The organism is Streptomyces sp. ActVer, from assembly GCF_027270795.1.
Classification (GTDB): domain Bacteria; phylum Actinomycetota; class Actinomycetes; order Streptomycetales; family Streptomycetaceae; genus Streptomyces; species Streptomyces umbrinus_A.
This window is the reverse complement of sequence record NZ_JAPWHT010000277.1, coordinates 1-13,656: the sequence shown is the minus strand read 5'-3', so window position 1 is coordinate 13,656 and position 13,656 is coordinate 1. Positions and strand designations below refer to the sequence as shown.

Genomic DNA, 13,656 nt, shown 5'->3' with positions numbered 1-13,656 from the left:
AGTCGAATCAACCGGGCCGTCCGCTCCCCGTGGCCCGCTCCCCCGCGTGCTCGAAGCCGTCCTGGGCGTCGGCGTCGACCCGGAGCTGCGTGCCACGCTCCAGCACATCGTGGACACCGCGGCCGAGCTGACCGACGCCCGGCACGCGGCGCTGGAGGCCACCGACCCCGTACACGGCACAGCCGGTGACGGCCCGACGGAGTTCCGCGCGCCCGAACCACCGGCGGCCGGGCAGGCCGCCGGCGGCCGCCTCGACGTGCCGGTGCGCGTACGCGACGACGCGCACGGAAGCCTCCGCCTCACCGGGAAGCGCGACGGCGGCGACTTCACGGACGAGGACGAGCAGCTGGTGCGGGTGCTGGCCACCCAGGCGGGCATCGCGATCGGCAACGCCCGCCTGTACGAGACGGCACGTCAGCGGGAGCGCTGGATCGAGGGCGCGGCGGCCGTGACCACGGCGCTGCTCACCGGCGAGACGGCGGCCGACGCGCTGATGACGGTCGCCGAACGGGCCCGGATGCTCGCCGACGCCTCGGCCGGGGTGATCCTCCAGCCCACCGACGAGGGTGGCATGGAGATCGTGACGGCGTCGACGCTCGACGACCCGGGCGGTCTCGTCGGTACGACCATCGAGCCGGGCAGCGCGGTCCTTGAGCAACTCCTGGGCGGGGAACCGGTGTTCGTGGACGACTCGGCGACCGACCCGCGCATGACGACGCAGGTACGGCACCGGTTCGGGCCGAGCATGCTGCTGCCGCTCCAGGCCGGTGGCCGGCTCATCGGCACCCTCGCCCTCCCGCGTCGGCGCGGCGGCCGTCCGTACACGTCCGTGGAGCAGTTGCTGGCCACGCAGTTCGCCTCGCAGGCCGCCCTCGCGCTCGTCCTCGCGGACGCCCAGCAGCGGCGGGAGCGGCTCGCGGTCTTCGAGGACCGTGACCGGATCGCCCGTGACCTGCACGATCTGGTCGTACAGCGGCTGTTCGCGACCGGCATGATGCTGGAGTCCACCCAGCGCCGCACCGCCGACGAGGAGCAGGACGCCGAGGTCCACGTGATGCTGGGCCGGGCCGTCGAGGAACTCCGGTCGACCGTCCAGGAGGTCCGTACGGCGATCTTCGCGCTGCAACAGCCGCCCGCCGACGCCCCCACCACGTTCCGGGGCAAGGTCCTCCGCGAGACGGCGGGCGCCGCGGCGGCCCTCGGCTTCCAGCCGTCCGTGCAGTTCACGGGGCCGGTCGACGCCCGGCTCCCGGCCCCGGTGGCCACCCGCCTCCTCACCGCCCTCCGCGCCGCCCTGGCAGCCGCGTCCCGCCGCACCGGCACCACCCGCGTCACCGTCTCGATCGACGCGACGACGACCCTCCCGGACGGCCGCCCCGGCGTACGACTGACGGTGTTCGACGACGGGGAGGCGGCGGCGGACAGGGACGCCGAACCCCGAGCCGGGACGACGGTGACATGGCAGTCCCCCCTGCGAACACACCCGTGAGCCGAACAGCCCCACCCCACTCCGCTCCAGCCCACGCGCCCCACTCCACCCCACAACCCAACGGCTGTTACACGTGGGAAACCTTGACGAGCGCTGCGCCGGGTGCCACGATTCCGGCGCCGCGATGTTTGCGTAAACATCACCCCAAGTCGAGCCTCGGGCCGCGAGGTACGACTCAACGCTTCGTTCCGATGTTTACGTAAACACCATCCGTCCGACCCTGCATACCTCCGACGGCCGCTCAGTCACGCGCAGGCTCCGGCCATGCGCCGAGCCGCCGCACTCCGAAAGGGCAAGCTGATGCGCAGAACCTCCGCCGGCACCCGCTTCACCCCCCGGCTGCGAGCCGCCTTCGTGGCGATCCTGATCGCCGGGACCAGCGGCACCACCGTCGCCGCCAGCCCGGCCGGCGCCACGCCGAGTGGACACACGGGCGGACAGACGAGCGGGCTCAGCAAGGACACGACCCAGTTCAAGGGCGTGAACTGGGCCGACCCGCGCGACAACTTCGCCGACGACCCGGTCGTACTGTCGGGCCTGTCGACGTCCGACACCTACGCCCAGACGTACACCAAGGCCAGCAGGGTGATCTCGGCCTTCCGCGCGAACCTCGGTGCCAACACGGTCCGGCTGCCCATCAACCCGTACACGGTCAACGGCCGTTACTGGAAGTCCTATCGCGGAGTCATCGACGCGGCCTCGGACAAGGGCTTCAAGGTGATCCTCTCGTACTGGGAGGGAACGGGCCCGCGCAAGGACGGCTTCATCGACGACACGGCCACCTACTGGCCCATGTGGAACACCGTGGTCAAGGCCTACAAGAGCGACAAGCGGGTCTACTTCGAGCCGATGAACGAGCCGCACGGCTACACCGACACGGAGTGGGCGGACATAGCCGCGAAGTGGCTGGACACGTACCGGCAGGTCCCGCGCAACCGGGTCTTCGTCAGTGGCGCGGGCTACAACGACCACGTCACGACCGTCTGCGCCGACCCGCGTCTGAAGGGCACGTATCTGTCGCTGCACCACTACGGGTTCTGGAAGGACTACGCCACGTACGACCAGTGGGTGGCCGACCTCAAGGTCCGCATCGGTGACTGCGCGAACCGGACCGTCGCGGACGAGTTCGGCTCACCGATGACCACCGGCTTCGACTACAACAAGCCGACCCCGGACAACAACTTCATCAACTACCTGCAGGCCGTCACCGACACGTTCCGCGAGCTCAAGATGGGCTCCGTGTACTGGCCCGGCCTGCGCACGGACGACACGTACTCCCTGCAGACCCTGACCGGCGACCCGGCCCGCCCCTGGCTGACCACCACCAACCAGTCCGGCGCCGACCGCCTGGCCTGGTCCTGGGGCCGCGGCAAGCCCGTACAGCCGTAGTCCGGCCCTCACCCCACCCACAGCACCCAGGCTCCGCCGCCCACCACTGGGAGGCGGAGCCTCGTGCTGCGGCACGGCGCTGTTCATCGACCCCTGGCGCGCTCGTACGTCTCGCCGCTGCCCCCGTCCCGCGTCCATCCGGAGTGGTTCGGGGCGTTTGTGTGGGGATCGGGGCCGTATGGCGTGATCCGGTGGGTAATCTCGCGCTGCCACTGGCCGAATCGTCTCCCAGCAGACTCAGGAGAAGCGTCATCGCCGAGCAGAAGCGAGGAGAGGCCGCCGAGGCCCCTCCGGGGAACCAGCCCCAGGAAGCCGACCAGTTGAGGGACATTCTGCGTCGGCCCGAGTACCTGCGGGCGCTGGTGTTCTGCGCGGTGATCGGGATCCTGGTGTCGTTCGCCGCGTTCTGGTTTCTCGTGCTGCTCCATGAGATGGAGAGTCTGATCTGGGTGGACTGGCCGCACGATCTCGGGTGGACGACTCCGCCGTGGTGGTGGCCGCTCCCCCTGGCCCTGGTGTCGGGGGCGGTCGTCGCCCTGGTCGTCCTGCGTTTTCCCGGCAGGGGCGGGCACATTCCGGCGGGGGGCCTGCATGCGGGCGGCGCGTCGAAAGCGGCTGTTCCCGGGGTGGCCCTCGCCGCGCTGGCCAGCCTGCCGCTGGGTGCCGTGCTCGGACCGGAGGCACCGCTGATCGCGCTCGGCGGCGGTCTGGCGCTGGTCTTCCGTGATCTCGTACGCGCTCCCGCGACCGAGTCGAGCACGGCGCTGCTCGGTGCGGCCGGCGCCGCGGCGGCCATCTCCACGATCTTCGGCAATCCGCTGGTGGCGGCCGTGCTGCTGATGGAAGTGGCCGGAGTGGGCGGCCCGCAGCTGTTCGTGGTGATGCTCCCCGCACTGCTCGCCGGCGGCGTCGGCGCCATCGTCTTCACCGGCTTCGGCCACTGGACCGGGCTGGACGCCGAGAGCCTCAACATCGGGCTGCCCGCTCCGCCCACCCTCGACCTCGGCGACGTCGTGTGGGCGACGCTGATGGCCGTCGTCCTCGGGGCGGCCGTCCACTGGATCATCGTGGGCGGCCGGATCGCGGCACGCTTCGTCTCCGGGCATGTCGTACGGAACACGATGCTCTGCGCGCTGGCCGCGGGCGGCTGCGCGACGCTCTACGCGGTCATCACCGGCCGCTCGCCGGCCGAAGTCGCCCTGTCGGGACAGGCCACCCTGACCGACCTCGCCGCCCACCCGCACGCGTGGTCGGTCGGCAGTCTGGTGGCGGTCCTGGTGTTCAAGGGCATCGCCTACTCCCTGTGTCTGGGAAGCCTGCGCGGTGGTCCCGTCTTTCCCTCGCTGTTCCTGGGCGGTGCGATGGGGGTGCTCCTGTCGCCGCTGCCGGGGCTCGGCGTCGTTCCGGGCATGGCGGCGGGCATGGCGGCCGCGTCCGCCGCCGCACTCCGGCTGCCCGTCAGCTGCGTGGTGCTGGTCGTGCTCATGGTGGGCAACTCGGAGACCGTTCCGGTCATCGTGATCGCCGCTGTCGTGGCGTTCGTGACCACGGAGTTGCTGCCGCAGGGGCCGGGCATCCCGCCGTTCAGTGCGCAACGCGGTCGAGCGCCTCGTCCAGGGTCGTAGCCGCCATGATGAGGGAGAGATGCGTGAAGGCCTGCGGGAAGTTGCCGAGTTGCTCGCCGCTCGGGCCGATCTCCTCGGCGAACAGGCCGACATGGTTCGCGTACGTCTGCATCTTCTCGAAGGTGTAGCGGGCCTGCGGAAGCCGGCCCGCGCGGGCGAGGGCGTCGACGTACAGGAACGTGCACAGGCTGAACGTCCCCTCGGAGCCGCGCAGTCCGTCGGGCGAGGCCTCGGGGTCGTAGCGGTAGACGAGGCTGTCGGAGACGAGGACGCGCTCCATGGCGTCGAGCGTGTTGAGCCAGCCGGGGCTGCGGGGTGACACGAAACCCACCCGGGGGGCCAGCAGCAGGGAGGCGTCCAGGACGGCGCCGCCGTAGTGCTGGACCAGGGCCTGCTCCTTCTCGTCCCAGCCGCGCTCCATGACCTGTTCGAGGATCTCGTCGCGGGCCCGTGTCCAGAGCACGGTGTCGGCGGGCCTGCTGAACTCGGCCGCCAGCTTCAGACCGCGGTCGAAGGCGGCCCAGCACATCACCCGGCTGTAGGTGAAGTCCTTGCGTCCGCCCCGGGTCTCCCAGATGCCCTCGTCGGGCCGGTCCCAGGAGCCGGCGAGCCAGTCCAGGGTGCGGGTCAGGCTCTTCCACCCGTGGTAGCCCGCCTGTTCGCCGACCGCGCGGCCCTCGGCCAGGGCGTAGAGGGCCTCGCCGTAGATGTCGAGCTGGAGCTGGTCGGAGGCGGCGTTGCCGGCCCGGACCGGGTAGGAGCCGCGGTAGCCCTCGAAGTGGCCCAGGATCTCCTCGGTCAGATGCGGGTCGCCGTCGACCCGGTACATGATCTGGAGGGGTTCGTCGTCCGGGCCTTCCCGGGCGCCCAGGCGGTCGCCGAGCCAGTGGGTGAAGCGGGTCGCCTCCTCCACGAAGCCGAGGTCGAGCAGCGCCCGCACGGAGAGGGAGCCGTCACGCACCCACGTGTACCGGTAGTCCCAGTTGCGCTCGCCGCCGACCTGCTCGGGCAGTCCCATCGTGGCGGCGGCGACCGGCGCACCCGTGGGCGCGTAGGTGAGGAGCTTGAGGGTGATCGCCGAGCGGTGCACCATCTCCGTCCAGCGGCCGTGGTAGTTCGAGGTGCGCACCCACCGATGCCAGAAGTCGATGTTGCTCCAGAGCTCGTCGGTGATCCGTTCGGTGGTGGGTGGCGGCGGCGCCTCCCCGTCCTGCGCGCACACCGTGAACACCACGGCCGCCGCATCGCCGTTGTGGAGGGTGATGCTGCCCCGGACGTCCTGCCCGTCCCGTTCGAACGGGATGCCGCCCTGGAGGTAGGCGGTCGTGCCCGGGGCCCGGAAGGTCGCCGTGCCGTCCGTCAGATCGAGTTCGTGGGTGGCCCGCCCGTAGTCGAAACGCGGCCGGCATTCGAGGCCGAAGCGCACGGTGCCGCGCACCGCGCGTACGACGCGCACCAGTTGGTGCCGGTCGCTCGCCGTCGGGCCCGTCAGCACCGGCATGTGATCGAGGATCTCGCCGACTCCGTCGGGTGACATGAAGCGGGTCACCACGACGGCCGTGTCCGGGTAGTAGAGCTGCTTCCAGGTGCCCTCGGGATGCTCGGGCGCGAGGAGGAAGTGGCCGCCGCCGTCGTGGTCGAGCAGGGCGGCGAAGACGCTGGGCGAGTCGAAACGCGGTGCCGCGAACCAGTCGATCACACCCTTGGACGACACCAGGGCCGCGGTCTGCAGATCCCCGACGAGCCCGTGGTCGGCGATGGGCGGGTAGCGATCCATGAGGGTCTCCTTGCTGGTCCCCCTTGCCGGTCCCCTTGTCCTGTCGTCCCTCGCTCAGGCCGCTTCGGCCGTGACCCGCCCCGAGCGGACGGCGTCGACGAGTGCCTGGTGGTCCTTCTCGTTCTGGTCGGCGTAGCTCTCGGCGAAGGTCGCCAGCGCACGGTCGAAGGAGTCGCCCCCGCCCAGGTAGGAGGCGATGGCGATCCGGTCGCCGGACCGCGCGTGCGCCCGGGCCAGGGTGGCGCCGCACAGCTCTCCGAAGGTCCGCATGCCGGCCGGCACCATCAGCTCGGGTTGGGCGATGCCCTTCCAGTCCCGCAACTGCCGTACGTAGAAGTCACGTCGGCGGCCGTCGATCCCGTCGACCCGCTCCCAGCCGAGGAAGATGTCGCTGGTGGCCTGCATGAGCCGCTGGCCGGAGACCACCCGCTCGCCCTGCGTCGCGTGGGCGCTGGCACCGGCGAAGGGCGCCAGCACCGACTGGTCGGCCTCCTTGGCCTGCAGGAGCAGCGGATCCTTGTCGTCCCGGCCGAGCAGGAGCACGATCCAGCAGCGGGTGCCCACGCTGCCGACCCCGACCACCTTGCGGGCCATGTCGGTGACCCGGTACTGCTGCAGCAGGGCCCGCCGGTCCGACTGCAGCGTGTGGCCGTACCGTTCGATCAGCCGGTGGACCTCCTTCTCCAGCGCATCGCGCTCGACACCCTGCAGCAGGTCCTGGAGCGGCGTGATCAGTGGCGGAACCGCGGCGATGCGGGCCTGCCCGTCGACGATGTGGGTGAGCTTGCCGAAGGCATGGAGGCTGTCCCGGCCACGTGCCTTGGCCACCGCCTGCGACCAGCGGTCGCGGGCCTGAGCGCTCAGTTGCGGGCCGAACTGCTGCCGCACCCACGCCTCGTCGAACTGGGCGTACCACACGTCGAGGTTGCCCATCCTGGCGAAGCGCCGCATCCACTCGCGGTAGGACCGCACGGTCGCCCGCACGATGCGGGCCCGCTCCTTGTCGCTGAAGTCGTTGGCCCGGCCCGCGATGACGAAACTCGCGGTCAGGCGCTTGACGTCCCACTCCCAGGGGCCGGGCAGCGTCTCGTCGAAGTCGTTGATGTCGAACATCATGCGGCGCTCGGGCGAGGCAAGGAGCCGGAAGTTCAGCAGGTGCGCGTCCCCGCACAGCTGCGCCCTGATCCCGGACCGGGGGGTGTCGTCGAGGTCTCCGGCCATGATTCCGGCGGCCCCCCGGTAGAAGCGGAAGGGCGACTCGGTCATCCGGCCGTAGCGGATGGGGACCAGCTCGGGAACCCTCGTCGCCGACTGCGCCTCGATGATGTCCACCGGGTCGGGCCGTTTGGGCGTGAGGGCGAACTCGGCATGGCTGGAGCGGGGCGCTGTCGACCGGGCCGCCTTGCCGTGCTCGGCCCGCTCCTGGGGTGTGCGGTGGCGGATGTCGCTCTGGTCCGGGTGGCTGGAGTTCATTGCAGTCGCTCCGCGATGTGGTCGCCGACGCGCAGTGCGTTGGCTATGGCGGTCAACGAGGGGTTGACCGCCCCGATGCTCGGGAAGAAGCTCGTGTCGACGACGTAGAGGTTGTCGAGGTCGTGGGCCTTGCAGTTGACGTCGAGCGCGGAGCTCTCGGGGTCGCGGCCGAAGCGGACGGTGCCCGCCTGATGCGCGGTGGCGCCGATGGGCATGCCCTTGTGCAGGTAGATGCTGTGCGGCAGCAGATGGTGTTCGTGCATGCCCAGGTGGCTGAGCATGCTGTGCAGCTTGTGCCGCAGGCGCTTCAGACCGGCGATGTTGTTCTTCTCGTCGAGGGCCAGGTGGATGCCGCCGTCCCGGTCCAGGGTGACGCGGTTGTCGGCCGCGGGGAGATCCTCTCCGCACAGCCAGAAGTCGACCGCGTGGTGGGCGAGCACCTCGAAGGGCATGTCGGGGGCTATGGCCCCGGCCCAGCGGGGCGCTTCGCCGTGGATCTGCTCGGAGTCGGACTTGCCCAGCATCTGGATGCCGCCGAGGGGGTAGTCCCAGTCGTCGGATCCCAGATACCAGTCGTGCAGTGCCAGGGTCTTCTGGAACCTGGTGTCGTTGGGTTCCAGGGACACGGCCATCAGGGCCAGGTTGTTGTGGCGCATGTAGTGCCGGCCCACCACGTCCGAGCTGTTGGCCAGGCCCTGTGGATGCCGGTCGTCGGCCGAATTCAGCAGCAGGACGGCCGAGTTGACGGCACCGCAGGCGACGACCACGATGTCGGCGCTGAACTTCACGGTGGCGGCGTCCCCGTCCCCGACCGTCGCGACGACCGAGGTGACAGTGCGGCCGGTCGCGTCCGTGTCGAGGCGCCGCACGTCCGCATGCGTGACCATCTCGACGTTGGCGTGTTCCAGAGCGGGGTCTACGCAGATGACCTGCGCGTCGGACTTGGCGCCGAGCAGGCACGGGAAGCCGTCGACGCGGTCGCAGCGGATGCAGGCGCTGGTGCGGGTGGCCCGGCCCCGGTCGTCCTGGGTGAGGTTCACCCCGATCGGGAGGTGGAAGGGGTGCAGCCCCTGTTTCTCCAGATCGTGGCTGAGCTGCTGGATGCGCGGCTCGTGCTGGACCGGCGGGTGGGCGTACTGGGCGCTGGTGGGGCCCTCGGTCGGGTCCTCGCCGTGCCGGCCGTGGACGAGATAGAGGTGCTCGGCCCGCGTGTAGTACGGCTCGAGTTCCTCGTAGGTCAGTGGCCAGGCCGGGGAGATGCCGTCGTGGTGCCGGAGTTCGCCGAAGTCCTCCGGGCGCATACGGAAGAGTGCGGCGCCGTAGAACTTGGTGTTGCCGCCCACGTAGTAGTTGACCTCGGGCGGGAACTGGTTTCCGTGTTTGTCGTACCAGAACTCCGGAGCGCGGTACTTCCCTTTGACGAAGACCGCCGAGGATTCCCAGTTGTCCCGTTCGCGGGGCAGATAGTCGCCGCGTTCGAGAAGGAGAATCCGTTTTCCGGTGGGTGCCAGCCGGTGGGCGAGGGTGCCACCGCCCGCACCGGTTCCGATGATGATGACGTCGTAGTGCCGTTCGTCAGTCATACCGGCCACCGTCCTCGGAGCATGCTCCGATTCGCCGGGTGAGGGGAACTCCAGATCCGACTACCAACGTATCGCCGGGTTACGTTTCCAGCGAGTTGGGCCGATCGGGTGATCCGAGACGTCGGGACACGGCGGGTTCCCTGGCGATGACCGCGCCTGCGGTGATGCAGAGGGCCACCACCACGCAGAGTGCGATCAGCCAGGACAGCACGGTGAAGACCGCACCCAGCGACCCGTACCGGTCCAGGCTGCGGTTGAGCGCGGTGGGCACGTACAGCTTCGCGATCACCGTCAGTACGGTCAGCGCCACCGCGGTGAGGACCGCCCCGGGCAGCAGGGGCAGCCAGGGGACGCGCGCGGCCAGCAGCAGGTGCTGGGGCCACCACCACACGCCCACCTCGACCGCCAGCAGCAGCGGCAGTCCCAGCCACATCCCCACGCCGAATCCCTCCCGCAGCGGACCTTGCAGGGCGATCACGGCCATCCAGACGGCGATCCACACGGGCCATCGCCAGGCGGCGACGCGGGCGCCCGCGCTCGGCATCAGCCAGGCGCGTTGGCACAGGCGCTGCATCGCGCGGCTGCAGGCGGTGGCGGAGAGCAGCACCATCAGCGCGCTCACCACCCCGGTGCTCTGCTGCAGAGTGGCGGGATCGGCCTGGTAGACCTGCTTGAACTGCTGGTCGGCGGTACCGCTGATGCCGAGCACGTCGTGCACCGACGTGACGATCTGGTTGCGCACCCCTTGCGGGGCGAACGCGGCGACCAGGAAAAGCAGCGGTACGGCCGTCAGGAACGCCTGGGCCGCCAGCCGTGTCGCGGAGTCCAGCAGGTTCACCGCGATCAGGTGGGAGGTGAGCCGGGTGATCACCGGGAACCGCTCCTCGGCGGTACCGCGCAGCCGCAGCAGTCCTGCCCGCAGACCGGCCGCGCGCCCGCGCCAACGGCTCCGCACGCCGTCCGTGGGCGGGCCGGGTTCTCTGCTCGCGCGCATGCTGCCCCCAGGGCGGATCCGGGCGCCACGCCCCGAGGCGTGACCGCCCCACCAGAGTGCCGCCCACGACGGCCGACCGGACCGGTGGCGCGAGCACCGTTGTGCCGTACGGGTGAGGAGGCCGCCGGGCCACCTGACCGGTGGGACGCCGGACGATCACCCGGCGGCGACGACCGTCACAGGATCGCGAGGGGATTGACCGGCGAGCCGGTGGCCGCGGGCAGCCGGAGAGGGGCGATCACGCAGAGGAACGACCAGCGGGCCTCCCTCGCGCAGATCTCCGCGAGGTCCTCGAACCGCAGGTAGTCGAGCAGATGCAGGCCCATCGCGTGGACGGCGAGCACATGCACCGGGAACGCGACCTCCTCCACCGCGCTGGGGGCCGTGTCGTTGTTTCCGTCGCCGCCGAGCACGGCCACCTCGCGCTCGGCCAGGAACTCCATGGCGGTCGGATGGAGCCCGGCACGGGCGTCGGCCACGTCCCAGGGGCCGAGCTCCTCACGACGCCGGCGGTGTCCGACCCGTACGAGGAGGATGTCGCCGCGGCCGACCCGTACCCCCTGCCGCGCTTCGGCCGCCGCGAGGTCCTCGGCGCACACGTTCGTTCCGGGTTCGAGCCAGGGGACGCCGTGCAGCCGGGGAATGTCGAGGAGGACCCCGCGCCCGACGATGCCGTCGCGGGCCAGTTCGGCGGAGAGCTCGCTCGCTCCGTCCGGCGACAGGGCGCCCGCCGCCGGTACACCGCCGTGCAGGGTGCCGTCGTAGATGACGTGGCACAGCGCGTCGAGGTGGCTGTCCACGTCACCGTGGACGTTCATGGCGAAGCGGTCCCGCGCGAATTCCAGGCCCACCGCCGTCGGCCGGGCGTCGGGCGGGGCGGTGAGCCGGTGCTCGGCCGGATCGGCGTCGTCAGGTCCTGGCCGGGTGTTCACCGGGGCCGCGAGCGACACCGTACGTCCCGTACGCACCTCGCGGACGGCCGCCAGCACCTGTTCCGCGGTGATCGTGTCCAGGGCGCCCCGGCGAGTGGCGCCGCCGGGCGCCCTGCCGCTCAGGTGGTGGTGGAGCGACCGGAAATCGGCCTCGCTCAACTGGTCGGGCGTTCGCATGTCCCCACCCTCCGACAGGCGCCGGGTTCCGGCACACCGAGTTGCCGGGCCCGGGACCGCCGCGTCAATGGATGGGCGCCCCGGCCGGGAACGCGAGCCGCCGCACGGGAGCCGATCCGCGGAGGTCCGGATGGACGATCTCGCGCCGGGTGAGCGCCCGCCGGCGCGAGCGGGCGGTCAGGCGGACGGCATAGGAGCGGTGCCGCCGCCGTCGTCGTCACCGGTGTCCAGGAACTCGCGGATCGCGAAGGCGGCCAGCACGATCACCACCGTCCACAGCACGACCGCCGTGGTCGGGTAGTTCCAGGTGAACAGCACGATCGCGGCGACCGCGAGGATCGCCCAGCCGATCCACCGCTTGTAGCGGTGCACGAACCGGCCCACCGCGCCCAGCCGGAGCCCCGCCGACACGGAGACGTCGCGCAGGGCACCGATGCCCTTGCCACAGCCCGTACGGATGACGACGGCGACGCGGGACGGACCGGTGAGGAAGGCGCCGATGGCCGTCACGAGGGCGAGCGCACCGACCGCCCGCACACCGGCCCGCAGGAACTTGACCAGCGAGTCGTACACCGCGCCGGCCGCGGCCTCGGACGCCCCGGCAGGCAGATGGTTGAGATAGACCGTCCGCAGGAGGCTGAGCGTGATGCCGAGCAGCAGCATGGCGGCGAACACCCCCAGCGCGGCCCAGATCAGGGCCCGGCGGCGGTGGACGGCCAGGTAGACACCCGCGGCGGCGATCAGTACGGCGATGATGGGGAGCCAGCTGCCGATGATCTCCAGCACCCTCAGGTACCACTTGATCTTGCCGACGTCCTTGGACGCGAAGACCACGAACTCCGTGTGCACGGTCGGGATCAGGGCGGCCGGCTGGAAGCCCGCACTGACCAGCCGGTCCTTGACCTGGGCCACGATCGGTCCGACGTCGATGGCGACCTGGCCGTCCTTGACGGACACCGCGCCGTCCGCCTCGCCCGTGAGGGCCTTGTCCAGGGCTTTGTGCGCCTCACGGTTGGCGTTCACCCAGACCGTGTCGAAGGCATCGCTGGAGACCACTCGCTCCACGGTCGCGCTGACCAGGCTCTTCAGCCCGCTCTCGATCGGACCGTCCAGGTTGTCGATCAGCTTGGCCGCCTTCGGCGGGACACCCTTCTGGTCCGCGGCCTGCTGCAGCTCCTTGACCAGCGCCTCCACGTCGACCTGTGCCAGGACGGCGGTGGTCACGCGGTTGGTGATCGCCTTCTGCACGTCGGGATTGCTCGCCAGCGGCCCCACGGTGGCGACGTAGCGGTCGGTGTCCCGCACGATGCTGTTGGCCCAGACCGAGACGACGGCGAGCAGGGACAGCAGCGAGGCGAGGAGGATCAGGAGGACCGATCCCGTGGACCGGAGCCAGTGGTGCCGTGCGGCCGCCCGGGGCCCACCGCTCTCCAGCGCGCTCACGCGATGCCGCAGCTCGTCCAACTCGTGGCGTTCGCGGGCCGAGAGCTCCTTGTCGCCTGACGGGCCGGCGTCGTTCTTGTCCGGGTCTGGTGGTGGCGCGCCACTGGTCATGGTCCAAGAAGATCCGTACGGACCTGATCCGGCGACCTGGATGGGCCCGGCGGGTGAATACGGCACGGGGGTGCGGCGGCCACCGTCCGGTGTTGCAATGGAATTTCGGGGACAGGGGATTTTCGAATTCCAAGATCACCCAGGGGTGAAGCCGTGAGCGATGATTTCGTCGAAATGGGACCGATCGACTATCTGGTCGTCGAGTTCCCCGGCAACCGAATGACCGGCGAGGGCTTTCCCATACTGGTCGATCTGGTGGACCGCGGCCTCATTCGGATCCTCGACCTGATGTTTGTGAGGAAGGAGGAGGACGGGTCCGTGGTCGGCCTGGAAATCGCCGATCTCACGGGCGACGGCACGCTGGACCTGGCCGCCTTCGAGGGCGCGTCCTCCGGCCTGCTGGGGCAGGACGACATCGACGAGGCAGGCACCGCCCTGGAGCCCGGCAACTCCGCCGGAATCCTGGTCTACGAGAACCTGTGGGCCGCGCCCTTCGCCACCGCCCTGCGCCGCGGCGGTGCGCAGTTGGTCGCCTCCGGGCGGATCCCGGTACCGGCCGTCCTGGCAGCGCTGGACGCCACGGACGCCGGGTAGCGGCGGACGACGTAGAAGACCAGCTGCTCCTGGGCTCCGGCCTGATCGTCGCACCGACTGCCGACCGCC

The 13,656-nt window shown here is 70.7% G+C and carries 10 protein-coding genes; 4 read left to right on the top strand and 6 right to left on the bottom strand.

The window, feature by feature from the left end; all coding sequences use genetic code 11:
* Nucleotides 1-46: 46 nt before the first annotated feature.
* The 3 genes from O3Q52_RS34475 (at nt 47) to O3Q52_RS34465 (ending at nt 4,503) form a co-directional block, all read left to right on the top strand.
* Nucleotides 47-1,489, top strand: coding sequence for a GAF domain-containing protein (locus tag O3Q52_RS34475; RefSeq protein ID WP_332112972.1), 1,443 nt, complete (start codon nt 47-49; stop codon nt 1,487-1,489).
* Between the two features lie 300 nt (nt 1,490-1,789).
* Nucleotides 1,790-2,878: a glycoside hydrolase family 5 protein gene (locus O3Q52_RS34470; RefSeq protein WP_269652575.1), complete on the top strand. Its 1,089-nt coding sequence runs from the start codon at nt 1,790-1,792 to the stop codon at nt 2,876-2,878.
* A gap of 329 nt (nt 2,879-3,207) precedes the next feature.
* Nucleotides 3,208-4,503, top strand: coding sequence for a chloride channel protein (locus O3Q52_RS34465; RefSeq protein ID WP_269652574.1), 1,296 nt, complete (start codon nt 3,208-3,210; stop codon nt 4,501-4,503).
* On the opposite strand, the gene O3Q52_RS34460 is transcribed toward O3Q52_RS34465, so the two are convergent.
* From O3Q52_RS34460 to O3Q52_RS34435, 6 genes are all read right to left on the bottom strand, one after another.
* Nucleotides 4,463-6,280, bottom strand: coding sequence for a glycoside hydrolase family 15 protein (locus O3Q52_RS34460; protein ID WP_269652572.1), 1,818 nt, complete (start codon nt 6,278-6,280; stop codon nt 4,463-4,465). The two genes, O3Q52_RS34465 and O3Q52_RS34460, sit on opposite strands and share 41 nt — an antisense overlap.
* 54 nt (nt 6,281-6,334) lie before the next feature.
* Entirely contained in the window at nt 6,335-7,753 is a 1,419-nt protein-coding gene (locus tag O3Q52_RS34455) for a DUF2252 domain-containing protein (protein ID WP_269652571.1), read from the bottom strand.
* Nucleotides 7,750-9,336 carry a GMC oxidoreductase gene (locus tag O3Q52_RS34450; protein WP_269652570.1) on the bottom strand — a complete coding sequence of 529 codons (1,587 nt, stop codon included), beginning with the start codon at nt 9,334-9,336 and terminating at the stop codon, nt 7,750-7,752. Before O3Q52_RS34450 ends, O3Q52_RS34455 begins: the two co-directional genes overlap by 4 nt.
* Before the next feature lie 79 nt (nt 9,337-9,415).
* The gene (locus O3Q52_RS34445) at nt 9,416-10,330 is read right to left on the bottom strand and encodes a YhjD/YihY/BrkB family envelope integrity protein (protein WP_269652569.1); all 915 of its coding nucleotides are present in this window, start codon (nt 10,328-10,330) and stop codon (nt 9,416-9,418) included.
* Nucleotides 10,331-10,506: 176 nt separating this feature from the next.
* Nucleotides 10,507-11,439, bottom strand: a complete 933-nt coding sequence (locus tag O3Q52_RS34440) for a cyclase family protein (protein WP_269652568.1) — start codon at nt 11,437-11,439, stop codon at nt 10,507-10,509.
* 177 nt (nt 11,440-11,616) lie between these two features.
* Nucleotides 11,617-12,993, bottom strand: coding sequence for a hypothetical protein (locus O3Q52_RS34435; RefSeq protein WP_269652567.1), 1,377 nt, complete (start codon nt 12,991-12,993; stop codon nt 11,617-11,619).
* A 174-nt stretch (nt 12,994-13,167) separates the two neighbouring features.
* Here O3Q52_RS34435 and O3Q52_RS34430 point away from each other — a divergent pair, with 174 nt between their 5' ends.
* Nucleotides 13,168-13,587 (top strand): DUF6325 family protein, encoded by a 420-nt coding sequence (locus O3Q52_RS34430; protein ID WP_269652573.1) that lies wholly within the window; start codon nt 13,168-13,170, stop codon nt 13,585-13,587.
* Nucleotides 13,588-13,656: the final 69 nt, after the last annotated feature.